23 protein-coding genes and 1 tRNA gene are annotated in these 25765 nt (G+C 68.2%); 5 read left to right on the top strand and 19 right to left on the bottom strand.

The features are described from left to right. Positions 1–144: 144 nt before the first annotated feature. The 7 genes from LC041_RS04085 to LC041_RS04055 all read right to left on the bottom strand — a co-directional run bounded on the left by LC041_RS04085 (position 145) and on the right by LC041_RS04055 (position 6853). Entirely contained in the window at positions 145–615 is a 471-nt protein-coding gene (locus LC041_RS04085) for an endonuclease domain-containing protein (RefSeq protein WP_226531671.1), read from the bottom strand. A 641-nt stretch (positions 616–1256) separates the two neighbouring features. After that, the gene (locus tag LC041_RS04080; protein ID WP_226531670.1) at positions 1257–2831 is read right to left on the bottom strand and encodes a flavodoxin reductase; all 1575 of its coding nucleotides are present in this window, start codon (positions 2829–2831) and stop codon (positions 1257–1259) included. A 15-nt stretch (positions 2832–2846) separates the two neighbouring features. Further along, a complete protein-coding gene (locus LC041_RS04075; RefSeq protein ID WP_226531669.1) occupies positions 2847–3728 on the bottom strand; it encodes an FAD:protein FMN transferase in 882 nt (293 codons plus the stop codon). Positions 3729–3741: 13 nt separating this feature from the next. Next, the gene (locus LC041_RS04070) at positions 3742–4212 is read right to left on the bottom strand and encodes an FMN-binding protein (protein ID WP_226531668.1); all 471 of its coding nucleotides are present in this window, start codon (positions 4210–4212) and stop codon (positions 3742–3744) included. Between the two features lie 96 nt (positions 4213–4308). Further along, on the bottom strand, positions 4309–5343 hold the full coding sequence (locus LC041_RS04065) for a ribose-phosphate diphosphokinase (protein WP_226531667.1): 1035 nt from the start codon (positions 5341–5343) through the stop codon (positions 4309–4311). A gap of 6 nt (positions 5344–5349) precedes the next feature. Then, positions 5350–6780 carry a bifunctional UDP-N-acetylglucosamine diphosphorylase/glucosamine-1-phosphate N-acetyltransferase GlmU gene (gene glmU, locus LC041_RS04060; RefSeq protein WP_226531666.1) on the bottom strand — a complete coding sequence of 477 codons (1431 nt, stop codon included), beginning with the start codon at positions 6778–6780 and terminating at the stop codon, positions 5350–5352. Position 6781: 1 nt separating this feature from the next. Further along, positions 6782–6853: transfer RNA gene (locus LC041_RS04055), tRNA-Gln, on the bottom strand. A 116-nt stretch (positions 6854–6969) separates the two neighbouring features. On the opposite strand from LC041_RS04055, the gene LC041_RS04050 reads away from it, so the two are divergent. From LC041_RS04050 to LC041_RS04040, 3 genes are read left to right on the top strand one after another with little or no spacing between them, the layout of a single operon-like run. Then, on the top strand, positions 6970–7461 hold the full coding sequence (locus LC041_RS04050) for a GNAT family N-acetyltransferase (protein WP_308012737.1): 492 nt from the start codon (positions 6970–6972) through the stop codon (positions 7459–7461). A gap of 7 nt (positions 7462–7468) precedes the next feature. Beyond that, a complete protein-coding gene (locus tag LC041_RS04045) occupies positions 7469–7963 on the top strand; it encodes a MarR family winged helix-turn-helix transcriptional regulator (protein WP_226531664.1) in 495 nt (164 codons plus the stop codon). Between the two features lie 19 nt (positions 7964–7982). After that, positions 7983–8921: a pseudouridine synthase gene (locus tag LC041_RS04040; protein WP_226531663.1), complete on the top strand. Its 939-nt coding sequence runs from the start codon at positions 7983–7985 to the stop codon at positions 8919–8921. Here LC041_RS04040 and LC041_RS04035 read toward each other — a convergent pair. From LC041_RS04035 to LC041_RS03995, 9 genes are all read right to left on the bottom strand, one after another. Next, a complete protein-coding gene (locus tag LC041_RS04035; RefSeq protein WP_226531662.1) occupies positions 8908–9567 on the bottom strand; it encodes a methionine ABC transporter permease in 660 nt (219 codons plus the stop codon). The two genes, LC041_RS04040 and LC041_RS04035, sit on opposite strands and share 14 nt — an antisense overlap. After that, positions 9567–10610, bottom strand: coding sequence for a methionine ABC transporter ATP-binding protein (locus LC041_RS04030; protein WP_226531661.1), 1044 nt, complete (start codon positions 10608–10610; stop codon positions 9567–9569). Before LC041_RS04030 ends, LC041_RS04035 begins: the two co-directional genes overlap by 1 nt. A gap of 22 nt (positions 10611–10632) precedes the next feature. Further along, entirely contained in the window at positions 10633–11544 is a 912-nt protein-coding gene (locus LC041_RS04025; RefSeq protein WP_226531660.1) for a MetQ/NlpA family ABC transporter substrate-binding protein, read from the bottom strand. 104 nt (positions 11545–11648) lie between these two features. Further along, positions 11649–13400, bottom strand: a complete 1752-nt coding sequence (locus LC041_RS04020) for a Na+/H+ antiporter (protein ID WP_226531659.1) — start codon at positions 13398–13400, stop codon at positions 11649–11651. A 40-nt stretch (positions 13401–13440) separates the two neighbouring features. After that, positions 13441–14226 carry an ABC transporter ATP-binding protein gene (locus LC041_RS04015; RefSeq protein ID WP_226531658.1) on the bottom strand — a complete coding sequence of 262 codons (786 nt, stop codon included), beginning with the start codon at positions 14224–14226 and terminating at the stop codon, positions 13441–13443. Further along, positions 14223–15275, bottom strand: coding sequence for a FecCD family ABC transporter permease (locus LC041_RS04010; RefSeq protein ID WP_226531657.1), 1053 nt, complete (start codon positions 15273–15275; stop codon positions 14223–14225). Before LC041_RS04010 ends, LC041_RS04015 begins: the two co-directional genes overlap by 4 nt. A gap of 3 nt (positions 15276–15278) precedes the next feature. Further along, on the bottom strand, positions 15279–16322 hold the full coding sequence (locus LC041_RS04005; RefSeq protein ID WP_226531656.1) for a FecCD family ABC transporter permease: 1044 nt from the start codon (positions 16320–16322) through the stop codon (positions 15279–15281). A 7-nt stretch (positions 16323–16329) separates the two neighbouring features. Beyond that, the gene (locus tag LC041_RS04000) at positions 16330–17289 is read right to left on the bottom strand and encodes an ABC transporter substrate-binding protein (RefSeq protein WP_226531655.1); all 960 of its coding nucleotides are present in this window, start codon (positions 17287–17289) and stop codon (positions 16330–16332) included. 93 nt (positions 17290–17382) lie between these two features. Beyond that, a complete protein-coding gene (locus LC041_RS03995) occupies positions 17383–19224 on the bottom strand; it encodes an ABC-F family ATP-binding cassette domain-containing protein (RefSeq protein WP_226531654.1) in 1842 nt (613 codons plus the stop codon). 70 nt (positions 19225–19294) lie between these two features. On the opposite strand from LC041_RS03995, the gene LC041_RS03990 reads away from it, so the two are divergent. Together LC041_RS03990 and LC041_RS03985 are read left to right on the top strand one after the other, a co-directional pair. Next, positions 19295–20143: a spermidine synthase gene (locus LC041_RS03990; RefSeq protein WP_226531653.1), complete on the top strand. Its 849-nt coding sequence runs from the start codon at positions 19295–19297 to the stop codon at positions 20141–20143. 78 nt (positions 20144–20221) lie between these two features. After that, entirely contained in the window at positions 20222–21535 is a 1314-nt protein-coding gene (locus tag LC041_RS03985) for an HNH endonuclease signature motif containing protein (protein ID WP_226531652.1), read from the top strand. 97 nt (positions 21536–21632) lie between these two features. Here the strand turns inward: LC041_RS03985 and LC041_RS03980 are convergent, their stop codons facing one another. The 3 genes from LC041_RS03980 to mmsA all read right to left on the bottom strand — a co-directional run bounded on the left by LC041_RS03980 (position 21633) and on the right by mmsA (position 25719). After that, positions 21633–22748: a substrate-binding domain-containing protein gene (locus LC041_RS03980; protein ID WP_226531651.1), complete on the bottom strand. Its 1116-nt coding sequence runs from the start codon at positions 22746–22748 to the stop codon at positions 21633–21635. A gap of 62 nt (positions 22749–22810) precedes the next feature. Continuing rightward, entirely contained in the window at positions 22811–24181 is a 1371-nt protein-coding gene (mmsB, locus tag LC041_RS03975; protein WP_226531650.1) for a multiple monosaccharide ABC transporter permease, read from the bottom strand. Next, positions 24178–25719, bottom strand: coding sequence for a multiple monosaccharide ABC transporter ATP-binding protein (gene mmsA / locus LC041_RS03970; RefSeq protein WP_226531798.1), 1542 nt, complete (start codon positions 25717–25719; stop codon positions 24178–24180). The genes mmsB and mmsA overlap by 4 nt, the downstream gene beginning before the upstream one ends. Positions 25720–25765: the final 46 nt, after the last annotated feature.

Below are 25765 nucleotides of genomic sequence, written 5' to 3'. Positions count from 1 at the left end.
CCTGCCCCCATCCCGTCCTGCCCCCGTCCCGTCCGTTTGTCAGGAGATCGGACGGTTGCAGGTCGGCGCGATCCCTTCCTCCCGACACCCGTCCGATCTCCCGACGAACGCGCACAAGGATCGTTCGGGCGGGGGTTCCGCAGGTCAGTCACGCGCCCGGAGGCGGAGGATGGCCGCGATGACCGCTGCTTCGACGGTCGGCCACGCGTGCACGATCTGCGCGTAGTCGAACCGCAGTGTCTCGTAGCCGAGGACCGAGGCGGCAGCATCCCTCACCAGATCCCGGTGCCGATGCCCGGGGGCGTCATGATTTCCCTTTCCATCGGCCTCGAGGATGAGAAGGCCGTCGAGGACGAAGTCGACCTTCCCGACGGAGGGGATACGCACCTGGCACTCCAGCGTGATGCCGATCAGGTGCAGTCGGAGCCGCAGGAGCGACTCCAGGCCGCTGTCGGCGTCCGACCGCGCCAGATCGACGAGCCAGTGGGCGCGAACGGGCAAGCGGCGGCGGATGCGGCTACGCGCGGCGGAGGAGATCTTGCGCTGTGCCAACGCGGACTCGAGCGCGGCGAAGAACACCTCATCGCCAGCACAGCGGTACACGTGGATGAGCACCTCGTCTAGCGGTGCGAGACCAACCCCCGCGTGCCCCGCGTCGTAATGCCCGACGCACTCGCAATCCGCATGATGAGCACGCCCCTTCCCCTCCGAGCCAGACGTGCGGGGGACCATCCGTGGACAGCACCCAGATGCCGTGCAGCCGCAGGGCGTGCCTGCATGTCAGCGCCCCTCCGTGAGCTGCGGCCTCATACAGACTCGGGTCCGCGGTCGGCACGGCGAACACGCCCGCTCTCACCCGCACGAGCGCGCCCGCCCGCACCTCGTCAGCCCGCATCCGACGGGTGATCCCGTAGCGCTGAAGGAGTGTTCCTCGGACGACTCCGCCGTGCATGGCGGTCACGGCTGCAGCTCTGAGCATGCGACGATCCTGCCTTCCGTGCGGCCTCTTCCCACACCCGGAACGCCCGTTTGTGGACAGCAGGCGACGACGTTCGCGTTCCGCAGGAAGACACGTCACGCACGCGTGCCGGGAGGATTCACGGATGTCGGGCCGAAACCGGGAGGTCGCCCGACATCCGTTCGAACTCCCGACGGATGCACCGCGTCCGCGTCCGCGTCCGCAGGCGTCCGCGGGCGGGGGCGCGGGCGGGGGCAGGCGTCCGCGGGCGGGCGGGCGGGGCGGGGGCGGGCGGGGGTCAGTACCCGGCGAAGGCGTCGGTCGTGAGGCTGCGCGCCTTCTGCAGCGCGGGCGCGAGGTCGGCGATCAAGCGCGGCGGACCGGAGATGAAGGCGTGGCGCGTGCCGATGTCGGCGACCGTGCGCTCCAGGATCTCGGCATCCAGGCGCGCGCCCTGTGCCCAGGTCCAGTGCGCGGGCAGGCCTGCAGGCTCGTCGCGGGTGAACACGACGGTGCGCACGCCGGTCTCGGCGAGCTCGTCGCGGAACGCCAGCTCGGACGCCTCGGATGCCACGTAGACGAGAACCACATCTCGTTGCTGCCCGGTGGCCTGCAACTGGCGCAATTGCGACACGAACGGGGTCACGCCGATCCCGGCCGCCACCATCAGCACCGGACCGTCTCCGCGCGGCAGGATGAAGTCTCCCCAGGTGCCGGTCACCGCGAAGGTGGCTCCGGGCTCCGCCGCGGCCAAGGCGCGCTTGTAGCTCGAAGGGTGCTTCTGGTCACCGTTCTTGTAGGCGATGCGCAGCGTCGGCAGATCGGCCGGCGCGGACACGATGCTGAACTCCCGCCGCGTTCCGCGGGCGTCGGGACGGCGGTGCGGGACGTCGAGCTCGAGATACTGGCCGGGGAGGAATCGGACCCGCCCCTTCGCCCGGAAGGTGAGCTCCTGGGCGGTCGGGGTCACGAACTCGCGCCGTTCGAGCACCAGCCGCACCGAACCGCGGAGGGCGAAGACGAACGCCACCAGGTTGCCGATGAGCAGCGCGCGCTCCTGCCCGAGCGTGAACAGACCCGCTACCGAGATCGGCCACCCGGCGAGCAATCCGACCACGAGAGCCACGACGAGCTGCTGCCGACGCCGAGGCGGGAGGGTCAGCGGCTCGGAGAGCATGAACGCGCCGAGGAACAGGAAGGGCGACTGCAGCACGGCGAACTGCAACGCTGTCGACAGGTCGAATCCGATGTCGAACTGTGCGGCCTGCACTGCCTGGCGCACCACCGACGTCGCCACCGCGACGAGCAGGAAGACCAGCACCACTCGCACCTTCTCGGTGCGCCACAGCACCGCGAGCCCGAACACCGCCACCGGAATGGTCAGCACCGGCGTTCCGACCCACCACGAGGAGGAGGTGCCCAGCCACTCGAAGGCTCCGAAGGCTCCCAGGATCGAGACGACGGCCGCGCCGAAGGCCGCCGGGTTGAAGATGTGCCGGCCGCGCCACGCGATCAGGTACTTCGACACACTCGCCACGGCTCCGGCGAGAGCGAGCCCCAGCAGGGCGCCTGGCGCGAGGCCGGGACGGAGCACGAACAGCAGGATCAGGGCGGTGACGAGGGAGGATTCGATGCGCCACGGGAGCCGCAAGAGCCGCTGCGCCCCGGCATCGACGGCCGAGATCACGACCGCCAGCACGAGGAAGGAGACCAGCAGCTCCCACGGCGTCGGCGAGACGATGATCCCGAGCAGCGACAGCACGAAAGCCGTGACCGCGAGCGCGATGAGGGCGAAGAGCACGAGACGGTACATCGACAGCGAGCCCAGCACCGCGAGGACCCGTTGGCGTGCGGCGGCGTATGAGGTGATCACGGTCTCCACTCTTCCCTAGTTCGTCGTCGTAGGGCGCGTCTTCGCTCCGACGAGGAACAGCTCCACCGGACATCCGGGAGAGCGCTGCACCCTGCCGTCGGTGCTCATACGGACCCATTCCACGCCCCAGGCCCCTGCGAGCTCCGGACCGCCGTCGAAGAAGAGCGCCGTGGCGACGGCGTCCGCCCTCATCGCCTCCGGCGCCAGAGCCCAGGTCGCCGCCCAGGTGCGCACCGGGACGCCCGTCCGGGCGTCGAGCACATGGTGCAGCCCGCTCCCCCACGTTCGCCGGTTCACGGCTGAGGCGCACAGCGCGCCTTCCCGCACCTCGACGACCCCGATCGCCTTCTGTGCGTCGTAGGGATGCTCCAGACCGATCCGCACGCCCGCGCCGCGGACTCGGATGTCGCCGCCGGCGTCGACCACCACATCGCCGGGTACGGTCGCCAGGACGCCCATCACGAGGTCGACCAGGCGTCCCTTGCCGAGCGCACCGACGTCGAGGAGAGCTGGGCGGGCGACGGTAACGGAGGAGTCCGTCCACGACACGTGCTCCAGCCAGTCGGACGGAGCATGGACCGGCGCTCCCGCCACGAGCGAGTATCCCGCGTCATAGCCGAGGGCCTCGAGGCTGTCCGCCACGCGGGGGTTGACCGCCCCACCCGACGCCCGGAACAGGTCCCGATAGGCATCGAGCATCGGGGCGGCGTCCGCGGAGGCGAAAGACCCGCCGTCGCGACCCAGCCGTGCGACCTCCGAGTCCCCGCGGAAGCGGGACCACTCGCGGTCGAACCGTGCGATCTCGGCGGAGACCTCGGCACGCTCTGCCTCCGGGAGCGGATCCGTGGTCTCGATCTCCCAGTGCGTTCCGATCGCCTCGAAGCGCCAGGTCGCCATGGGCGTCAGGCGCCTAGGCGGCCGCCTGCTCCTTAATCGACGCGACGGCGTCGTTGAACCCGCCGCTGGTGAGCGAGGAACCGGCGACGCGACTCACGTTCAGCTCGTCGAGAGCGACGCCCTCGACCTCGTCTGCGATACCGGCGATGAACTGGCCCTGATACTGCTCGGTCTCAGGCGCTTTCGGATCCCCCGTGACCTCGACATCGGTCACGACGCCGTCTGCGAGCGTCAGGGTGACGGAGATCTGCTCGACGGTCTCCGGCGTCTGGTACGAACCGTCGGCCGTGTAGGTACCGTCGGCGTAGTTCCCCGTGGAGTCGCCGCCGGAGGACGATGACGAACCCGTGTCTGCGGTCGCCCCGTCCTCGGCCGGGGATTCGGCGTCGGCGCTGCCGGAACAGCCGGCAAGGACGAAAAGTCCCGCGATGCCGAGGATCGCGGATCCCTTGCGGACGGAAGTCGGTACGGTCGTGCGGATCATGATGTGGTCCTCCCGGCTCGGTGTCGGTCGACTCCGGTGGTCGACCATTCGACCGTAGGCACCGTGGCTATGCACGGGCTGTGCCGCATCGATGCGTTACGCGTCGCCGCCGAACATGCTCGTCACCGAACCGTCTTCGAAGACCTCATGGATCGCGCGGGCGAGCAGCGGAGCGATCGGGAGGATCGTCAGCTTCTCCCACCGACGCGACTCGGTGAGCGGGATCGTGTCGGTGATGACGACCTCGTCGATGGACGAATCCTGCAGTCGCTCGGATGCCGGGTCGCTGAAGATCGCGTGCGTCGCAGCGACGATGACGCGGTGGGCGCCGTTCGCCTTGAGCGCCTGCGCGGCCTTGACGATCGTGCCACCGGTGTCGATCATGTCGTCGACCAGGAGGCACGTTCGCCCCTCGACGGTGCCGACGATCTCGTGCACGGAGACCTGGTTGGCGACCTTGGGGTCACGACGCTTGTGGATGATCGCGAGCGGGGCGCCGAGGCTGTCGGACCAGGTATCGGCGACGCGCACACGCCCCATGTCCGGGGACACGACGGTGAGGATCTCACGGTCCGCCGGCGACAGCGTGCGCTCGAAGTAGTCGAGGAGCACGGGCTTGGCGAACAAGTGGTCGACCGGACCGTCGAAGAAGCCCTGGATCTGCGCCGCATGCAGGTCGACGCTCATGACACGGTCCGCGCCCGCGGTCTTCAGCAGGTCGGCGACGAGGCGGGCGCTGATCGGCTCACGGCCGCGGCCCTTCTTGTCCTGACGCGAATACGGATAGTACGGCGCGACGACGGTGATGCGCTTGGCCGACGCACGCTTGGCCGCGTCGATCATGATGAGCGTCTCCATGAGCCACTCGTTGACCGGCTCGCCGAACGTCTGGATGAGGAACAGATCCACACCGCGGATCGACACCTCGAAGCGGGCGTAGATCTCACCCGAGGCGAAGGTGCGATGCTCGATCGGCGCGATCTCGGTTCCGAGCGCCTCGGCGACGGCTGCGGTGAGCTCGGGATGCGAGCGGCCGCCCGCGACGACGAGCCGCTTCTTGGTCTTGGCGATGATCCCCGGAGCCACGCCGTTGTCGCGATCCAGATCGACCGTCTTCTTCTTGCGCGCCATGTCCGCCTATTCCGCCGAATTCTCGCGGGACGCAGCATCCGCCGCGCCCGTGCCTGCTCTGTTCTTCTCGACCCAGCCCTCGATGTTGCGCTGGGGGGCGACGCTCATGGCCAGAGCGCCGGCGGGGACGTCCTTGCGGACGACGGCGCCTGCACCGGTCTTCGCACCGGCTCCCAGCCTAACGGGCGCCACGAGCACCGTGTGCGACCCGGTGTGCACCTCGTCACCGATCTCGGTCCGGTGCTTGTGGACGTCGTCGTAGTTGGCGGTGATCGTGCTCGCGCCGAGGTTCACGCCGCGTCCGATCGTGGCATCGCCCACGTAGGAGAGATGGGGCACCTTGCTGCCTTCGCCGATCTCGGCGTTCTTGGTCTCGACGTACGCGCCGATCTTGCCCTTGGCGCCCAGGACCGTGCCGGGGCGGAGGAAGGAGAACGGGCCCACCGTCGCCTCGGCACCGATCACGGCGAAGGTGGCGTCGGTACGGCGGACGGTCGCGTCCTCGCCGACCTCGCACCCGACCAGCGTCGTGTCTGGACCGACGACGGCACCGGAGGCGATCACCGTGGCCCGCAGGATCTGCGTGTTCGGGAGGATCGTGACGTCGGGCGAGAGCGTCGCATCGTCATCGATCCAGGTGGTGGCCGGGTCGATCACGGTGACGCCTTCGAGCTGCCAGCGGCGCACGATGCGCTGGTTGAGCAGACGGCCGACCTCGGCGAGCTGGGCACGATCGTTGACGCCGAACGTGACGGAGACATCGGAGACGACCGAGGCCGCCACCCGGTCCCCGTCGCGGCGGAGCAGTCCGGGGACGTCCGTCAGGTACATCTCTCCCTGAGCGTTGTCGACGCCGACCCGCGGGAGGTAATCCCGCAGCGTCGCGGCGCGGAAGACGTACATCCCGGCGTTGATCTCGCGGACCGCCGCCTCTTCGGCGTTCGCGTCCTTCTGCTCCACGATGCGATCGACTCCCCCGTCGGCATCGCGCACGACGCGCCCGTAGCCGGTCGGGTCGTCGACCAGCGCGGTCATCAGCGTGGCCGGCGCACCGGAGGCCCGATGCTCGGAGAGGAAGGCGGAGAGCGTCTCGGCATCCGCCAGCGGGCAGTCGCCGGAGAGCACGAGCACATCGCCGTCGAAGTCGGCGGGGAGAGCGTCGACGGCGACCTGCACCGCTCGTCCGGTGCCGGGGATGTCGTCCTGGTCGACGAATACCACTCCGGGGTAGTCCTCGGTCAGAGCGGCGACGACCTGATCGCGCTCGTGCCGCACGACGACCTCGACGTGCGCGGCCTGCAGCCGCCCGGCCGTGGCGAGCACGTGTCCGACGAGCGGACGTCCGCTGATCGGATGCAGCACCTTCGGAAGGCGCGATTTCATGCGAGTGCCCTGGCCCGCTGCCAGGACGATGATGGCGAGGTTGTTCCCAGTCATGCTCCGCCGCCAGGACTCGAACCTAGACCTCACAGCTCCAAAGGCTGTCGTGCTGCCATTACACCACGGCGGACCGCGCCGTCCCGAGGACGCCACTGGTCAAGTCTGCCATGCTCCGAGCCCTGATCCGCTGACACCGCCGCTCGACATCCATCCGAAACACCGCTCTGGGATGCTGGGGAGATGAGCATGTCGATCGAACGGGTCGCGGTCGCACGCCCCGACCTCGCCGAGTTCCTGGTCGCCCATCATGCGGAGCTGGAGCACACCGCGCCCGCGGAGAGCCGCCATGCGCTGGTGTTCGAGCGCCTGCTCGCCCCGGGCGTGCGGCTGTTCGCCGGGTTCCTCGACCGCCGTCCCGTCGCCACCGGCGCCCTGGCGGCGGTCGAAGACGGACATGAGGAGATCAAGTCGATGCGCATCGACCCTGCGCTGCGCGGACGCGGTCTCGGCCGCACCATGCTCGCCTTCCTCCTGGCCGATGCCGGGGCACGCGGCGTCCACCGGGTCTCGCTCGAAACCGGAAGCGCGGAGTTCTTCGTCCCGGCGCGCTCGCTGTACGCCGCGGCCGGCTTCCGCGAGTGCGGCCCGTTCGGTGGATACACGCTCGACCCCCACAGCACCTTCATGACGACCGTTCTGCCCGCCGCGTCCGGGATCGCCTCGTCGCACGCGCGATAATGGGCGGATGAGCGAGGTGGATGAGGTCGACCGGATCGTCGGGGCATGGAACACCCAGCGCCCGGACCTCGACTTCTCACCCCTCGAGGTCCTGTCACGGATGGACCGGCTGTCGAAGCACCTGGACCGCGCCCGGCGCGATGTCTTCCGCCGCAGCGACCTCGAGCACTGGGAATGGGATGTGCTGTCCGCGCTGCGCCGAGCCGGTTCCCCGTTCCAGCTCTCCCCCAAGCAGCTCCTGCAGCAGACGCTGGTGTCGAGCGGCACCATGACGAATCGGATCGACCGCCTGGTCGGGCGTCGCTTCGTCCGACGGGAGGCCGACCCCGGCGACGGACGCAGCGTTCTGGTGACCCTCACCGACGACGGTCGGATCCGCGTGGACGCCGCCATCACGCGTCTCGTCGATGTGGAGGCCGATCTCCTGCGAGCACTCTCCCGCTCGGATCGGGAACGCCTCGCCGGTCTCCTGCGCAAGCTGAGCCTGAGCTTCGACTCGTGAGGGGTCGCTGCTGATGGGCATGCCCTCTCCCCTCCCCGTCCGCGACGGCGTGGGCGCGACGCGGCTGCACGTGCCGCTCACCGGCCCCTGGCCGACCGCCGCGGCCTACATGGTCGAGCGCTTCTTCCACCTCGACCCCGAGCGGCTGCTCGAGCGCTTCGACCGCGGCGACATCGTGCGTGCCGACGGCTCTCCCGTCCCGCGTGACGCCCCGCTGGGCAGCGTCGAGTTCGTGTGGTACTACCGCGAGCCCGCCGTGGAGACACGGATCCCTTTCGAGATCGAGATCCTGCACCAGGACGACCATCTCGTCGTCGTCGACAAGCCGCACTTCCTGCCGACGACTCCCGGCGGGAAATTCCTGCAGAACTCCGCGCTGGTCCGACTGCGCAACCTGCTCGACAATCCCGACCTGGCGCCCATCCATCGACTCGATCGCGCGACGGCGGGATTGCTGATGTTCGCGACGCGACCGGCGACGCGCGGCGCATACCAACTGCTGTTCGAGAATCGGCAGGTGCAGAAGGTCTACGAAGCCGTGTCCGCACGCCCCGAGAGCGGGAAGCTCCCGGCATTTCCGCTGGTCTACCGCAACAACATCGTGAAGGCGCGCGGTCAGGTGCGCGTGCAGGTCGACGACGCGAAGGAGCCGAACTCCGAGACGCTCGTCGAACTCCTGGACGACGACGAGCACGTCGTGCACACCCTCCTCCGCCCGCACAGCGGCAAGATGCACCAGCTGCGTGTGCACCTCGCCGCCCTGGGCATCGGCATCCTGAACGATCGGTTCTACCCCGAGCTCCTCGACGATGTCCCGGACGACTTCGAGCGCCCCCTGCAGCTGCTCGCGCGCGAACTGCGCTTCGTCGATCCGCTGACAGGTGCGCAGCGCGTCTTCACCACTCGGCGCACCTTGCAGCACGCTCCCGGTGCCCGCACTCCTGTCAGCGGCGCATGACCATGCGCGCGAGTCGCGTGCCGAGCATCTGCACGAGGTGCACGAACACTACGATCAAGACGATCGCCACCCACATCACGACCGGCTCGAACTGCCGGAAGCCGTAGATCTGAGCGAACGCGCCGAGGCCGCCTCCACCGATCAGCCCGGCCATCGCCGTCATGTCGATGAGCGCGACCACGATGAACGTGTAGCCGAGGATCAGCGGGCCGAGCGACTCGGGGATCGCCACCGTGAAGAGGATGCGCCAGGGTCCCGCCCCCATGGCGCGAGCCGCTTCGATCACTCCGGGCGACACCGAGACGAGGTGCTGCTCGACGATGCGGCCGATCGCGAAGGCGGCGGCGAGAGCGATCATGAACGCACCGGCCGTGGTCCCGATGCCGACGCCGACGACAGCGCGTGCGAAGGGCTGCGCCACCGCGACGAAGAGGACGAAGGGGATCGGGCGGAAGAAGTTCACGCCGAGGTTGGCGAGAAACGCGACGACCGGATTCTGGAGCAGTCCCCCGGGACGGGTGACGTAGAGGATGACGCCGATGGCCAGGCCGAGGATCCCGCCGAGCACGAGGGCGAAGGAGGTCATGTAGAGCGTCTCGACCGCGGCCTTCCACAGCTCGGGCCAGAGCTCGTTCAGGCGATCCATCAGTGCGCCTCCTCTCGGGCGATCTCGGTCACTTCGACGCGATGCGCGATGCCGGCGAGCGTCCGATCGATCACGGCGTCGTCGCCCCGGATCGCGAGCGTGAGGTGGCCGAACGCGCGCCCGCGGATGTCGTTGATACCGCCGTACACGAGCTCGAAATCGAGTCCGGCACCGGCGAGGTCGAGGAAGACCTGCGCCTGAGACGCGTCGCCGTCACGGAACGAGAAGGTCACGAGTCGCCCTCGGTGACGCTCCCTCAGCACCGCCAGCTCCGCGGGCGACGGCACACCCTTCACGACCGTCCCGACGAACCGCTGCGACGCCGGGTTCTGCGGCGACGAGAAGACGTCGAACACATCGCCCTGCTCGATCACACGACCGTTCTCCATCACGGCCACCTTCGTCGCGATCGTCTGGATCACATCCATCTCGTGCGTGATGACGACGATCGTGACGCCCTGTTCCCGGTTGACCCGCTGGAGCAGGTCGAGCACCTCGTGGGTGGTCTGGGGGTCGAGGGCGCTGGTGGCCTCATCCGCGAGGAGGATCGCAGGCCCGGTGGCGAGTGCGCGGGCGATGCCGACGCGCTGCTTCTGCCCACCGGAGAGCTGCTCCGGGTAGGCCTTGGCCTTGTCGGAGAGTCCGACGAACGAGAGAAGCTCCGTGACCCGCGCCTCGATGTCGGTGCTGGACCAGCCTGCGAGCTTCAGCGGGTAGGCGATGTTGCCCTTGACCGTGCGCGAGGAGAACAGGTTGAACTGCTGGAAGATCATGCCGATTCCGCCGCGGACCTTGCGCAGCTCGCGCTCGGTGAGGGCGGTGATGTCGACGCCGTCCACCGTGATGCTGCCACTCGTGGCCGGCTCGAGCGCGTTGATCAGCCGGACGAGAGTCGACTTGCCCGCCCCGGAGTACCCGATGATGCCGTAGACGTCGCCCTTCTCGATGGAAAGGGTCACATCATCCACGGCCACGATCTCGGCGTCGCCGCGGGTGCGGGAGGGGTACGTCTTCGAGACGTTCGTCAGAGTGACGATCGGCATGCGTAGCTCCGGTCCCCGAGTCCTACTTGTTCGCCTCGGCGTCGGCCTGCACCTTTTCGAGCGACGCGACCAGGTCCTCCACCGGCGTCTGCAGCGCCACGGCGGTGCCGCCCGACGACTCCAGGAGTCCCTTCTGCACGGCCTCGTTCGTCTGGAAGATCTCGACCAGCTTGAGGTAGGTCTCGTTGTCGGCGTCGTCGGCGCGGGCGGCGAAGATGTTCACATACGGCAGGGCGCTGGGGTCCTCGGGGTCATCCTGGGCGATCGCGTCCTCGAACGTGAGACCCGCGTCCTGCACGAAGTCGTTGTTGATGATCGCGGCAGCGACGTCGGGCAGCGAGGTCGGGATGAGGGCGGCCTCGAGGGCGGTGACGGTGACCTTGGACTTCGCGGTGTCGACGTCGGCGAGGTCGGAGTACGGTGTTCCGCCGCTCTTGAGCGTGACGAGACCGGCCTGCTGGAGCACGTTCAACGCGCGGGCCTGGTTGGACGCGTCATCGGGCACGGCGACGCTCTCGCCCTTCGGAATGCTCTCGACGTCGTCGTACTTGGTCGAGTACAGACCCAGCGGGTAGATCGCCGTGGATCCGATCGGAGTGAGGTCGGAGCCCGAGGCGTTGTTGTACTCGGCCAGGTACACGATGTGCTGGAACTGGTTGAGATCGATCTCCCCCTCGGAGAGCGCCGGGTTGGGCTGCTCGTACGAGCCGAAGTCGACCAGCTCGACCGTGATGCCCTCTTCGGCCGCAGCCTCGACGAAGGCCGGCCACTGCTCGTCGCCCTTGCCGACGACGCCGATCTTGACGACCTCGTTCTCGGACGATCCGTCACCTCCGGAACCGGCGTCGGAAGACGCCGTGGCACAGCCGGCGAGCGCGACGAAGAGCGGGACAGCGGCGAGCGCGGCGAGGACGGTGGTGGTGCGACGAGACATGCGAGGGGAGTTCCTTCCTGGTGGGACTCGCCTACGTTAGACAGGCCGCCCGCCGCGCACGGAATCGGTTCGTCACACGGCGTCACGAGGCGCTCCTGCGCTCCTCAGTCGAACTCCTCGATGCCCTGGAGTCGCACCTGTTCCAGGTCGAGGCGGGCGGAGATCCGGCGCACCACGATGTCATCGACGGTCCCGGCACCGCGCAGCCCCAGCAGCACCTCGCGCTTCCGGTCGAGGAGGGCGAGCTTGAGGCGCGTGTGCTCCTCGTGCCGGACCAGTGGCGAGCGCTGTGCGATGTCGACGTCGGTCGAGGTCGCGATCATCTGCAGAACCGTGCCATCGGGCGGGTCAGCCTGTTCCACTCCCGTATCTCCGACGGGTCGGGATCCGGCGGTCCCGGCGCCCAGCGGATCCGGCTCTCCCAGCATCTCGTCGAGCATCTCGGCTTCCGCGTCGACCAGAGCCTGTTCCCGTGCCAGGGCGCGTGCATTCGCGAATTCGAGCATCTGATACCCCTCGGAGCGCACTCGATCACGCACCTCCTGCCCCACACCGTGCTCGGCGGCGAGGTCGTCGAGAGCGGCCAGCGCGGCCCCCGAGATCGCACGTTCGGCGAGCTCGTACTCCTCATCTTCGACGTGGTCGACCGGGAAACGCGCCCAGCGGACGATGGCGGGCAGGAACGGCCCCTGCACGAGCAGGCTCAGCAGGATGACACCGGCCGTGACGAACACAATCTCATCGCGGCCGTTCAGCGCTCCGCCCTCGGTGACGGTCACCGGCACGGAGAGAGCGATGGCGAGAGACACGGCACCGCGCATCCCCGCCAGAGTGGACACGACCCGTGCCCGGGACCTCGCTCCGCGCGGCGGTCGCGGATCGGTCCGCCGCTGGAACGGCACGTTCAACAGCTGGAAGAGGTACCGCACGACCAGCAGCGTCGCCCAGACCGCGAGCGTGATCAGCACGAGGCGGCCGATCGCCGCGGCCGAGATCTCGTGCACGACGTACTGCACTTCGAGCCCGATCAGCACGAACAGCGCGCCGTTGAGCAGGAACACACCGAACGGCCAGGCCGCATCCGCCTGTCGGCGGGAGGACGCGGTCGTCACCCGCGGCGACACGTAGGCGACGATGAGTCCGGCGACGACGACCGCGAGCACCCCCGAGGCGTGCACCGTCTCGGCGAGGAGGAAGGCCGTGAACGGGATCAGCAGCAGCGCGACGTTGATGACGATCGTCGACGCCGTACGACGCAGCAACAGGTAGCCGAGAGCGGCGACCACCGCACCGGCCGCGATGCCGCCGACGTACGAGATGAGCAGGTCGACCGTCACCGACAACGGCGTGATCTGACCGCCGAGCGCGAGCGACACCGCGATCGCGTAGAGCACCAGAGCGGTGCCGTCGTTGGTCAGGCTCTCGGCCTTGAGCTTCATGAACATGCGGCGCGGGAGGAGACGCCCGAGGGCGGCCACGGCCGTGGCGTCGGGCGGAGCGACGGCGGCCCCCAGGATGAGGGCGATCTCCCACGGCATCCCGAACAGCACTCCGATGCCGGCCACGGCGAACGCCGAGGCGACGACCAGCACGGTGCTCATCGGAAGGATGTAGCGGAAGTCGCGGCGGATCGATCGCAGCGAGGTCGTCAGGCTCTCCCAGAAGAGCATCACGGGGAGGAACAGCAGGAGCACCGTCTCCGGCGGCAGCTGCACCTCGCGCAGCTGCGGCACGAAGCCGAGGAGGAGTCCGAAGATGACCAGGACGAGGGGTAGCGCGAGACGCACGCGCGGGGCGATCAGGGTTCCGACGAGAATCGTGAGTCCGAGCAGGACCGTTACTTCGAGGCCTTCCATCCCTACCTCCCAACAGCGGTGAGAGAAGGATATTCCCCGCTCAGTCGTGCGACCAGCGCGGGATCACGAGCGGGCTCCCCGACTCGGGATCGACGATCACCTGGGCATCGAGCCCGAAGACGTGCGCGACCAGCGACTCGGTGATGACGTGCTCCGGCTTCCCGGTCGACACCACGGCTCCGTCCTTCATCGCGATGATGTGGTCGGCGTAGCGCGCTGCCTGGTTCAGGTCGTGCAGCACGGCGACGAGAGTGTTCCCGGCACGGCGGTTGAGGGAGCGGCACAATTCCAGCAGCTCGACCTGATGGCTGAGGTCGAGGTAGGTGGTGGGCTCGTCGAGTAGCAGGATGGGCGTCTGCTGCGCGAGCGCCACCGCCATCCACACGCGCTGCCGCTGCCCGCCGGAGAGCTCGTCGACGAGGCGACCGGACAGATGCCCGACCCCCGTGGCGTCCATGGCTTCGGCGACCGCCTCCTCGTCCTCCGGCGACCACGGGGTGAACAGGCGCTGGTGCGGGTAGCGACCGCGCGAGACGAGATCGATCACGCGGATCCCGTCCGGCGCCACGGGGCCCTGTGGCAACAGTCCCACCTCGCGCGCGACGTGCTTGGTCGGCAGACGGTGCAGGCTGTCGCCGTCCAGCAGTACCCTTCCCCGAGCGGGCTGCAGCAGACGGGTGAGGCTCTTCAGCAGCGTCGACTTGCCGCAGGCGTTCGGCCCGACGATCACGGTGAACGCGCCATCGGGGATCTCCACGGACACGTCTTCGCAGACGATCCGATCCGCGTAGCCGAGCGCGGCCTCCGCGACGGTCAGACGGGTCATCTTCTCTTTCCCTCTCTCAGGAGCAGCCACAGGAAGTACAGCCCGCCGATCGACACGGTCACGATCCCCACCGGCAGCGGGGAGTCGGGGTGGATCCGCTGTGCGACCACATCGGCGAGCAGGAGCAGGAGCGATCCGACCGCCGCGGTCGGTCCGAGCGCCAGACCGTCCGAGCGCACGATGCGTCGTGCGATCTGCGGCGCCGCGAGCGCGATGAAGGAGATGGGACCGACCGTCGCGGTCGCGAGCGCCGTCAACCCGACGCCGACCACGATCGCGCTCACCTGCACGAGTCGGACGTTCTGTCCCAGGGCCGTGGCGAACGGGACCCCGATCTGCAGGAGCCGCATCGGCCGGCTGAGCACGAGCGCCGCGAGGACGAACGCGGAGGAGCCGGCGAACGTCACCGCGAAGGTGGGCCAGGTCACCCCCGAGAGGTTGCCCGCTCCCCACAGCCCCGCCATGATCGCGTCCTCCACGGTCGCATTCAGCAGGATCCACACGTTCACGGAGGCGAGCATGGCGCTCACGCCGATCCCGACGATGATCAGCCGCACCCCGCGCACGGACCCCCGCTGAGAGGACAGCAGGAACACGAGGAAGGCCGTCGCCACACCGCCGATCAGAGCGCCGCCCATGGTCGCCGCCGAGCCCCCGCCGAGAAGCAGCATCACGACGAGAGCGCCGGTGTACGAACCGGTCTGGAATCCGATGACATCCGGGGAGCCGAGCGGGTTGCCGGTCAGGTTCTGAAAGATCGCTCCGCTCATCGCCAGGCACGTGCCCAGGAGCACGGCCATCAGGATGCGCGGCACCCGCCATTCGAGCACCACCATGGTCGTGTAGTCGTCCCCGCGTCCGACCAGTGCCGCGATCGCTTCGGGGAGCGAGATCTGCGCGGAACCCGAGAACACGGCGAACAGGGCGAGTGCCGCGGTCGCGACCCAGAGCCCCGTGCACACCTGCAGGGAGCGCGCATCGACGAGCAGCAGCGGACGCCCCGCCGGACCGAGGCGATGCAGGCGTCGGCCGAAGTCGAGATCCGTCATCGCTCAGACCTCCGAGACCCGGAAGCGCCGGACCATCCAGATGAGCATGGGGGCGCCGATGAACGCCGTGACGACGCCGACCGGAACTTCCCCGTCGGTGATGACGCGGCCCAGCACGTCGGCGAAGCCCAGCACCGTGGGAGCGATGAGCACCGAGTACGCCATGATCCATCCTTGATGCGGTCCGACGATCATGCGCGCCACGTGCGGAGCGAGCAGACCGAGGAAGCCGATCGGGCCGGCGGCGGCCGTCGCCCCGCCGGCGAGCAGAGCGATCGCGACGAGGGTCACCACGCGGATGCGGTTCGGATGGGCGCCCATCGCGACGGCCGAGGCCTCTCCCAGAGACAGCACGTCGAGGGATCTGGAGCTCAGCAGGGCGATCGCCAGGCCCACGAGGATGAACGGGGTGATCGCGAGCGTCGCGGCGAGCGGCTGCGAGGCCGTCGTCCCGGCGGACCACCCGCGCATGCGCTGGAGAACCTCGGAGTTCGACAGCAGCACGGCAGAGGAAAAGCCCGACAGCACCGCCCCGAGCGCGACCCCAGAGAGCGTCATCCGCACGGGATTGCCGCGCGCGGCTCCCGTATTGCCGATGGCGAAGACCAGAACCGATGTCAGCATCGCGCCCGCGAAAGACCACCACATGTACTGCGAGATGTCCGTCACCCCGAAGAACGCCAGCCCCGCGACGACCGCGAGAGAAGCACCCGCGTTGACGCCGAGGATGCCGGGATCCGTCATGGGATTGCGCGTGACGGCCTGCATGAGCGCACCGGCGACCCCGAGGGCGGAACCGGCGACCAGCACCAGGACCGTGCGCGGAACGCGGGAGAACCAGACGGTCTGCGATATCGCATCATCGGGATCAGGATGCAGGAGGAAGTGGAGCACCTCACCCGGAGAGAGCGCTCGCGAGCCCACCAGCATGCTCGCAGCGAGTGCCAGCAAGCACAGGACGACGAGCGGGACGATGCCGAGCCAGCGACGGGGAGCGCCGCGGCGCTCCCCGTCCACCCGGGGCTCTGCGAGCGAGACCTGCGACATCGAGGGGTCAGGCGACCTTGTCGGAGCCCGAGACGAGTCCGGCGACGTCATTCAGCCACTGCGCGTACGTCGACGCCGTCATCGCGCCCTTCGAGCTCCACGCCCCGAGCTGACCGGCCTTCACGGCCGGGAGCGCGTCCCAGAGCTCGGCCGAGAACGAGAAGTCGTCCGTGTACCCCTCGACCAGGAGCACGTCGGCCGGGTAGCTCGATGCGTCCTCCCACGCGACCTGGCCCCACGGGTTGCCGGTCTCGGGAGCATCGGCGCCGACGATGGTCGCTCCGAGCTCCTCCAGCATGTCTGCCTGCGCGAACCCGACCCCCGTGTACAGCATCTCCTTCGTCGGGCTGGTGAGCATGAGGTTCAGCCCGCTGTCGGCGATGGCCGTGCGGAACGCCTCCTTCGCAGCCTCGAGGTCCTCATCGGACTCGAGGATCGCCGCGGAGGCGACGTCACCACCGAAGAACTCCGCGATCTCGCGGGTGTCGGCGATGCGTCCGTCGATCGTGTCACCTCCAGGCAGGGCCACGAACGGCGCGACACGCGTGATCTGCGCGTTCACGTCTTCATCGAACCAGGCCCATCCGTCTGCGTCGCCCTGGCCGACGATCGCATCCGGACGCAGTTCGGCCAGCTTCTCGACGTCGATCTCCCCGTCCTTGCCGACGACCTCGATGCCGCTGATGTCGGCGTCCCCCATCACGAACGGGTTGTCGCACTCGTATCCGAACAGTGCGACGGGCTCGATCCCGTACTCGTGGAGCGAGCTGTAGGCGTAGCAGTCCATCACGATGTTCTCGGGCTGCGCGGCGAAGTCGATCTCGAGATCGTCGATCGTGGGGTGCACGAGGGTGACCATCTCGTCGGCGTCGGTCCCGGGTTCGCCGGAGGTGTCGGCGGAGGCGCAGGAGGCGAGCGCGAGCGCGGAGGCGGAGACGAGGGCGGCGAGGGCAAGGCGACGATTCACGGCAGGACCTTTTCTGTCGTTGGACGGGACGCCCCCGAGACTAACGACAATTTAGTTAGGGTAGGTAATCCTAACTATGCTCCGGCGTGTCGGTCAGCCGATCTGCTCCGTGAGTTCGAACCACTGCGACTCCAGGTCCTCGATCTCGGCCTCCTGCGTGGAGATGGCTTTCATCCGCTCCCCCAGCCCTTCATAGTCGGACTGATCGTGATCGGCGAGCGCATGCTTGGCACGGTCCACCTGCTCCGTGAGCTTCTGGATGCGACGCTCGAGCGATGCGGCCTCCTTCTGCGCCGTGCGCAGCGCGGCACCCTCGAGACCCTTCGGCGCAGGAGCACCTGCGGGGGCGGGCCTCGCCGCGGCGGCCTCGACCTGTTCGCGCAGGCGAAGATACTCGTCGACGCCGCCGGGCAGGTGACGTAGACGCCCGGCCCCGTCTCCTGCGGGCAGGATCGCGTACTGCTGGTCCGTCACGCGCTCCAGGAAGTACCGGTCGTGACTGACCACCAGGAGCGTGCCAGACCAGGAGTCGAGCAGGTCCTCGATCGCGGCCAGCATGTCGGTGTCCATGTCGTTGGTCGGTTCGTCGAGGATCAGCACGTTGGGCTGCTCGAGGAGCACGAGCAGCAGCTGGAGGCGGCGCTGCTGACCGCCGGACAGGTCCTTCACAGGGGTCGAGAGCTGCGCGGAGGAGAACCCCAGCCGCTCCAGCAGCTGCCCGGGGGTGAGGTCCTGCGCCTTCGATCCCGCACCGAGCGTGTAAGAGGTGCGCAGACCCGAGATGACGATGCGCACGGGGTCGTTCCAGTGCCGTGCGAGCTCGTCCAGACGCTGCGTGAGGGTCTTGACGTTCACCGTCTTGCCCCTCTTGACGCGACCGCTCGTCGGCTCGATCGTGCCCGCGATGAGCCCCAGCAACGTCGACTTGCCGGCGCCGTTGACCCCGAGGATGCCGGTGCGCTCGCCCGGGGCGATGCGCCACTCGACGTCGCGCAGGACCACCTTCTCGCCGCCGCCCGCTCCCCCGCTCCCCGAACCCGTCGACGGGTAGGTGACGCCGACGTCGAGCAGGTCGACCACGTCCTTGCCGAGGCGGGACACGGCGAGCGACTGCAACGAGACCTTGTCCCGGATCTCCGGCACGTCGGCGATCAGCTCGTTCGCGGCGTCTATGCGGAACTTCGGCTTGCTCGTGCGCGCCGGCGCGCCGCGGCGGAGCCAGGCGAGTTCCTTGCGGGCGAGATTCTGCCGTTTCGCCTCGGTCGCCGCCGCCATCCGGTCGCGCTCGACGCGCTGAAGGATGTACGCCGCGTACCCGCCCTCGAAGGGCTCGACGATGCGATCGTGGACCTCCCACGTCGCGGTGCAGATCTCATCGAGGAACCAGCGGTCGTGGGTCACGACCATGAGGGCCCCGGAGCTCGGCGACCAGCGCTTCTTGAGGTGTCGCGCGAGCCAGGTGATCGCCTCGACGTCGAGGTGGTTGGTCGGCTCGTCGAGGGCGATGACGTCCCAGTCCCCGGTGAGGAGCCTGGCGAGAGACACGCGGCGCCGCTGACCGCCCGAGAGGGAGCCGATCTCCGCATCCCAGGGCAGGTCGGCGAGGAGCCCGGCGATGACGTCACGGATGCGCGCGTCACCCGCCCACTCGTGCTCCGCCATGTCACCGACCACGGCCTCGCGGATCGTGAGGTCGTCCGCGAGCGTGTCTGCCTGATCGAGCACTCCGATGCGGGTTCCACCGCGCACCGTCACACGCCCGGAGTCAGGCTCCTTCGTGCCGGCGAGCATCCCGAGGAGGCTGGACTTGCCGTCGCCGTTGCGCCCGACGATGCCGATTCGATCCCCCTCCTCGATCCCGAGGGTCACAGAGTCGAAGACCACTCTGGTCGGATATTCGAGGTGCAGGGCTTCGGCCCCCAGAAGATGTGCCATGTTCCTTCCAGGGTAGCCGCGCGGGATGGACGAGTTCTCCGCCCGGCTCGGGGCGCCCTAGGATCGACGGGTGCCAATCAGTCGCCGGGTGTTCTCGCTTCTGCTCGACGGCCGAAGGGCGAAGCTCATCCGGTCGAAGAGGCGCCCTGATCGCTACGAGCTCAGCGTCGACGGGATCCCGCAGTCCGTCGTCTCGACGACCGAGCCCACCGCTCTCGAGTACGCGTACACCCAACACATCGCCCGCGCCATGGATGCCGCCGCCGAGCCCGGCTCGCCTTTGTTCACCGTGCATCTCGGAGCCGGGGCGCTCACGCTGGCGCGCTACGTCGAGGCCACGCGCACCGGGTCGCCCCAGCTCGTGGTGGAGTTCGAGCCCGAGCTCTACGAGGCCGTGCTCGCCGCTCTGCCGCTGCCGCCCGGCGCGGATGTGCGCGTCATCTTCGGCGACGCGCGCGTGGTCGCGGACGCGGAGCTTTCCGGCGACTGGATGGGAGCGCGGTTCACGGTCGTCGATCTCTGGGATGCCGCCGTCATCCGGCATCGTGTGGCCAGCCAGGAGTTCTATCGCCGCGTCGCCGCGCGCTCAGCAGCGGAGGGAGTCGTCGCGGTCAACCTGCTCGACGGACATCCTTTCGAGTACTCACGACGACAGGCGGCCACCCTGCGCGCGGTGTTCGACCATGTCGCCGTCATTCTCGACGCCGAACCGAACGATGACGAAGGCCCGCTCGGCAACGTCGTCGTCTTCGCCAGCGATGAGCCGCTGGCCGTCGCGACGGACCCCGACCTGCTCGGCACGCCGCGACCTCACCTGCTCCACGACGATGATCTGACGTCGTGGATCGCCGACGCGCGCATCATGACCGACGCCGACGGCACGGACTCCCCCGACCCGGACGATCCGATCTGGCAGTAGTGCTCTCGGCGACGATCGGATACTGGGATTCTGGTGAACATAGTTTCGAATGTCGGTGGGCCGTGATGGACTGACGTCATGACAGCATTGCTCGACGCGACCGACTCCCAGATGGCGATGCTCGCCGATCTGGTGGCCTCGCTCGAGGCGGCGGAGGCGACGCTGAGCAGCATGCAGGCCGCGCGCGACGGCATGCTCGCGATGGCCGCACGCCTGGCCGTCGACATCGCCCGCGGCGCCGCCCACCCCGATCGCGGCGACATGGCGATCCGCACGGTCGCTGCCGAGATCGGCGCTGCGCAGCACCTGAGCGACCGCACGATCGAGCGCAAGATGGCCGAGGCCTCGTGGCTCGTCGAGCGATTCCCGGCGGTATGGGAGGCGCAGGGCGAAGGGCGCATCAGTGCCGCGCACTCCCGGGTCATCGTCGAGGCGGGCGCGCATCTCGACGAGGCTGCGGATCGCGCCGCCTACGCCGCGGAGGCCGTGGAGGTCGCCGTGACGGAATCCCCGAATCGGCTTGGGCGGATCGTGCGGCGTCTTGCCGAGCGGTTCCAGGAGCGAAGTCTCACCGAGCGGCATCGCGATGCCCGCGAGCTGCGCCGCGTGTGGGTGAAGGACCTCGACGACGGGATGGCCGAGCTGGGGGCGCGCGGACCCGCGGTCCTCCTGCACGGCATGCTCGACCGGCTGTCGCAGATGGCGCATGCGGTGAAAGAGGAGAATGCACGAGAGGCACAGGATGCTTCGGCCGCCGGACTCCCCGCCGACGACCGCACGGTCGATCAGTTGCGCGCCGATCTGCTCGCCGACCTCGTTCTCACAGGATCCCCCGCGGGCCATGACACGGCGGACAGCCTGCTGGGCGAGGTCCGCGCCCGCGTCGAGGTCACGGTGCCGGTGCTCACTCTGATGGACGATGACGCTCCGACGACCTCATCACCGGCCGAGCTCGACGGAACGATCCCCATCGACGTCACGACCGCTCGCACGCTGGCAGGTTCCGCGACCGGCTGGGACCGCGTGCTGACGCATCCGATCTCCGGCGAACTGCTCGCTGTCGACCGCTACCGCCCGAGTGAACATCTCCGGCGGCATCTCCGCGCGCGGGACCAGCGGTGCCGGTTTCCCGGATGCGGGATCACGGCGCGCAAGTGCGACCTCGACCACAATCATGCGGCCTCGACAGGAGGGGCGACCACCCACGGAAACCTTGCCGCCTTCTGCCGACGACATCACATGCTCAAACACCACTCCCCCTGGCACGTCGACCAGACCTCGGGCGGCGTGCTGGAGTGGACAAGCCCGACCGGTCGCACGTACATCGACCGGCCGCCACCGCAGAACACGGTGACCTTCACGAGTGCCGATCCGGTGGCCGCACCGTTCTGAGGCGCGTCCCGGGCATGTGCACCGGTTGAACGACGAACCGCCCGGACCCGAGGGCCCGGACGGTTCGTCGTATCCGTGAGGATGTGTGCCGTGCGAGTTACTGGTACGACTTCACGATCTCCAGGAGGCTCGGGACGTTGGCGTATGCCTCTGCCGCGTTCTCCTTGGTCACGATGACCGGGTCGAGCAGGTAGGCCGGGACCACCTTCACGCCGTTGTCGTACTGCTCGGTGTCGTTGACGTCGACCTCTTCGCCCTTCTGGAGCTGGCCGACCATCTTGATCGACTGCTCGACGAGGAGCGTGGTGTCCTTGTTGATCGTGGAGTACTGGATGCCCTCCATGATCGACTTGACCGACTCGACCTCGGAGTCCTGACCCGTGACCACGGGGACCGGCTTTCCGGCCTGCTGCACCGAGGTGATGATGGCGCGGGCGAGCGTGTCGTTCGGGGAGAGGACGCCGTCGAGGGTCTCGGAGCCGTACGACGAAGTGAGCAGCGAGTCCATACGGCGCTGCGCGTTCTCCGGCTTCCACCCCTCGGTCGCGGTCTGCGCGATCTCGGTCTGGCCCGACACGACGTTCAGCGTCCCGTCGTCGATCTTCGGCTGGAGGACCTCCATCGCGCCGTTGAAGAACACCGCCGAGTTCGCGTCGTCGGGCGAACCCGAGAACAGCTCGATGTTGTACGGAGCCTCGTGGCCCGCACGCTCGGCGAGACCGTCGAGGAGTGCCTGCCCCTGCAGCTGACCGACCTTGAAGTTGTCGAAGGCGACGTAGTAGTCGACGGCCTCCGTGTTCTCGATCAGACGGTCGTACGCGATGACGGTGACACCCGCGTCGCGGGCCGCCTCGACCTGCGTCGACAGCTGCTTGCCGTCCTTCGCGCCGATGATGATGACCTTGGCTCCGCCGGTGACCATCGCCTGGATCTGGTTCTGCTGCTCGGCGACCGTGTTGCTGGCGGGCGCGTACTGCACGTCCGCCTTGAAACCGGCCTCCTCGAGACCGTCCGTGAACAGCTGACCGGCGAGGACCCAGTTCTCCGAGGTCTTGTCGGGAAGAGCGACACCGATCGTGGCGTCGGCGGCGAAGCCCTTGGCCTCGTCCCCCGATCCCGAGTCGCTGCCACCGCCGCGCTCCGAGGAGCAGCCGGTAAGGGCGAAGGCGCCCGCGACGACAAGCGCTGTCGCCGACAGAAGAATCTTCTTCATGTGATCTCTTTCTCTGGTGTGTGAAGGTCTCGTCGCACGTGCGCTGTGCGGCTCGGCCTCTCCTAACCGCGCGTCTCGTCGACGGCGGGGGCTTCGTACTTCTGGCTGGTGGGATAGTTCGTCTTGGTCGGATCGAACGTGTCGGTGGCCGGGTCCTGCTTGCGCCCGAAGCGACGCGTCAGGAAGCCGATGATCGACGGGCGACCCTGCTGCTTGTTCCACACATCGACGCCGACGGCGAACAGGAGCACGAGACCCTTGATCATGGACACCACGTCGGCGCCGGCGCCCAGCAGAGCGAGACCGTTGTTCAGGAACGCCATCACGAGACCACCGATGATCGACCCAATCACGGTTCCGATGCCGCCCGAGACGGCCGCACCACCGATGAAGACGGAGGCGATCGCATCCAGCTCCCAGCCGTTGCCGTCCTGCGGGCCCGAGGCGGTAGCCCTGGCGACGTAGATCATGCCGGCCAGCGACGCGAGCACCGACATGTTCATCATCACGAAGAAGTCGACCCAGCGGTCCTTCACACCCGACAGCCGCGCGGCCTGACGGTTGCCGCCGACCGCGTAGATGTGACGACCGAAGACGGTGTTGTTGGTGATGAAGGAGTAGAGGATGACGAGCGCGAGCAGGATGACGCCGGAGATCGGGAAGCTCGTTCCCTCACGCCCGGTGGCGAACAGCCAGCCGGCGATGAGGATCACGGCCGAGATCAGCACGACCTTCGTGACGCTCACCCAGAGGGGGGCGGTCTCGGCACCCATCTTGTGCTGGATGCGACGCGTTCGGATCTCCCAGAACACGATCCACGCGACGCCGATGAGCGCCAGCAGCATCGTGAAGACGTTGAAGGGCACGGGGATGAACGACAGTTCGGGGAGATAGCCGGCGCCGATCACCTTGAAGCCCTGCGGTACGGGAACGGACTGCGAGTCACCGACCCACTGGTTCGCACCGCGGAAGAACAGCATGCCCGCCAGGGTCACGATGAACGCCGGCACCCCGACGTACGCGACCCAGAAGCCCTGCCAGGCACCGACCAGCACGCCGACCCCGAGACCGAGGAGGATGCCGAGCGGCCAGGGAAGGTTCCAGTCGGCCATGGCCTTCGCCACCACGATGCCGGTGAAAGCGGCGACGGACCCGACCGAGAGGTCGATGTGGCCCATGATGATGACCATCACCATTCCGATCGCGAGGATCAGGATGTACGAGTACTGATTCACGACGTTGATCAGGTTGCCCGACGAGAGGGTGAGCCCCGTCCCCTTGACGATCCAGGTCAGCACCTGGAAGACGACCAGGATCACGACGAGGCTGCCGAGGATGCCGAACTGGCGGAGCGTCGACTGCCCTCCCCCGAACATCTTCGTGATGTCCTTGAAATGGAAGCCGCGCTTCGTTGCGGTGGTGTCGGTGGTCATGCGGATGCTTTCTGGGTCGCGGAGGTCATGCTGCGCATGAGGTCCTCAGGTGTCGCCTGATCGGCCGGGATACAGTCGGTGACCCGACCTTCGAAGACGGTGTAGATGCGGTCGGAGATGCCGAGCAGCTCGGGAAGCTCGCTGGAGATGACGATGACGCCCTTGCCCTGCGCCGCGAGCTCGTTGATGATCGCGTAGATCTCGTACTTCGCGCCGACGTCGATACCTCGCGTGGGCTCGTCGAGGATCAGCAGGTCGGGGTCGGTGAACATCCACTTCGCCAGGACGACCTTCTGCTGATTGCCACCCGAGAGCTTGCCGACGCCCTCTTCGACCGAGGGGGTCTTGATGCGCAGCGCCTTGCGATAGTCCTCGGCCACAGCGAACTCGGCGCGGGCATCGACGACGCCCCGCTTGGCGATCTTGGAGAGCTTCGCGGCGACGACCGACCGCTTGATCGTGTCGAGCAGGTTGAGCCCCAGCACCTTGCGGTCCTCGCTCACGTAGGCGAGGCCGTGCTTGATCGCCGCCGCCACATCGGGGAGCGCGACCTCCTGGCCGTCCTTGATGAGCGTGCCGGAGAGGAACGTGCCGTAGGAGCGGCCGAAGATGCTCATCGCGAACTCCGTGCGGCCTGCGCCCATGAGCCCCGCGATGCCGACGACCTCGCCGCGTCGTACGGTGATGTTCGAGCCCTTCACGACCATGCGCTCCGGGACGGTCGGGTGCTGCACCCACCAGTCCTTGACCTCGAAGAACACCTCGCCGATCTCGGGCTCGCGGTCCGGGTAGCGGCTCTCCAACGAGCGGCCCACCATGCCGCGGATGATGCGGTCCTCGTTGATCTCCCCGCGGGAGATGTCGAGGGTCTCGACGGTGCGCCCGTCGCGGATGATCGTGATCTCGTCGGCGATCTGCTCGATCTCGTTGAGTTTGTGGCTGATCATGATCGACGCGATGCCCTTGGCCTTGAGCCCGAGGATCAGGTCGAGCAGATGCTGCGAGTCGTTCTCGTTCAGGGCAGCGGTCGGCTCGTCGAGGATCAGCAGCTTCACGTCCTTGTTGAGCGCCTTCGCGATCTCGATCAGCTGCTGCTTGCCGACACCGAGCGTCTTGATCTGCGCATCCGGATCCTCGTTCAGCCCGACCCGAGCGAGCAACTCGATCGTGCGCTCCTTCTGGGCCTGCCAGTCGATGCGTCCAGCGTGCTGGATCTCGTTGCCGAGGAAGATGTTCTCGGTGACCGACAGCTCGGGGATCAGGGCGAGCTCCTGGTGGATGATCGCGATGCCGGCCTGCTCGCTGGCGACGATGTCCTTGAACCTCTGCTCCTGACCGTAGAGCAGGATCTCCCCGTCGTAGGTCCCATAGGGGTACACCCCCGAGAGGACCTTCATCAGGGTCGACTTTCCCGCGCCGTTCTCGCCGCAGATGGCGTGGATCTCGCCGGCGCGGACGGTGATCGAGACATCGGCGAGCGCCTTGACGCCCGGGAACTCCTTGGTGATGTTGCGCATCTCCAAGATGGGGCCTGACACGGTAGGCAACGTTGCTGTGGTGCTCACGGATCTTCCTTGCGACGTG

Source organism: Microbacterium paraoxydans (genome assembly GCF_020524545.1).
Taxonomy (GTDB): Bacteria; Actinomycetota; Actinomycetes; order Actinomycetales; family Microbacteriaceae; genus Microbacterium; species Microbacterium paraoxydans_C.
The sequence above is the reverse complement of the archived record's forward strand: the minus strand, read 5'-3'. Positions and strand labels throughout refer to the sequence as shown.

What these genes read in the sequence shown, in the direction of transcription:
- LC041_RS04075 (WP_226531669.1), bottom strand. Translation starts at nt 3,728, where the DNA reads ATGGCGACCTGGCGCTTCGAGGCGATCGGAACGCACTGGGAGATCGAG.
- LC041_RS04070 (WP_226531668.1), bottom strand. Translation starts at nt 4,212, where the DNA reads ATGATCCGCACGACCGTACCGACTTCCGTCCGCAAGGGATCCGCGATC.
- LC041_RS04065 (WP_226531667.1), bottom strand. Translation starts at nt 5,343, where the DNA reads ATGGCGCGCAAGAAGAAGACGGTCGATCTGGATCGCGACAACGGCGTG.
- glmU (WP_226531666.1), bottom strand. Translation starts at nt 6,780, where the DNA reads ATGACTGGGAACAACCTCGCCATCATCGTCCTGGCAGCGGGCCAGGGC.
- LC041_RS04050 (WP_308012737.1), top strand. Translation starts at nt 6,970, where the DNA reads ATGTCGATCGAACGGGTCGCGGTCGCACGCCCCGACCTCGCCGAGTTC.
- LC041_RS04045 (WP_226531664.1), top strand. Translation starts at nt 7,469, where the DNA reads ATGAGCGAGGTGGATGAGGTCGACCGGATCGTCGGGGCATGGAACACC.
- LC041_RS04040 (WP_226531663.1), top strand. Translation starts at nt 7,983, where the DNA reads ATGCCCTCTCCCCTCCCCGTCCGCGACGGCGTGGGCGCGACGCGGCTG.
- LC041_RS04035 (WP_226531662.1), bottom strand. Translation starts at nt 9,567, where the DNA reads ATGGATCGCCTGAACGAGCTCTGGCCCGAGCTGTGGAAGGCCGCGGTC.
- LC041_RS04030 (WP_226531661.1), bottom strand. Translation starts at nt 10,610, where the DNA reads ATGCCGATCGTCACTCTGACGAACGTCTCGAAGACGTACCCCTCCCGC.
- LC041_RS04025 (WP_226531660.1), bottom strand. Translation starts at nt 11,544, where the DNA reads ATGTCTCGTCGCACCACCACCGTCCTCGCCGCGCTCGCCGCTGTCCCG.
- LC041_RS04020 (WP_226531659.1), bottom strand. Translation starts at nt 13,400, where the DNA reads ATGGAAGGCCTCGAAGTAACGGTCCTGCTCGGACTCACGATTCTCGTC.
- LC041_RS04015 (WP_226531658.1), bottom strand. Translation starts at nt 14,226, where the DNA reads ATGACCCGTCTGACCGTCGCGGAGGCCGCGCTCGGCTACGCGGATCGG.
- LC041_RS04010 (WP_226531657.1), bottom strand. Translation starts at nt 15,275, where the DNA reads ATGACGGATCTCGACTTCGGCCGACGCCTGCATCGCCTCGGTCCGGCG.
- LC041_RS04005 (WP_226531656.1), bottom strand. Translation starts at nt 16,322, where the DNA reads ATGTCGCAGGTCTCGCTCGCAGAGCCCCGGGTGGACGGGGAGCGCCGC.
- LC041_RS03995 (WP_226531654.1), bottom strand. Translation starts at nt 19,224, where the DNA reads ATGGCACATCTTCTGGGGGCCGAAGCCCTGCACCTCGAATATCCGACC.
- LC041_RS03985 (WP_226531652.1), top strand. Translation starts at nt 20,222, where the DNA reads ATGACAGCATTGCTCGACGCGACCGACTCCCAGATGGCGATGCTCGCC.
- LC041_RS03980 (WP_226531651.1), bottom strand. Translation starts at nt 22,748, where the DNA reads ATGAAGAAGATTCTTCTGTCGGCGACAGCGCTTGTCGTCGCGGGCGCC.
- mmsB (WP_226531650.1), bottom strand. Translation starts at nt 24,181, where the DNA reads ATGACCACCGACACCACCGCAACGAAGCGCGGCTTCCATTTCAAGGAC.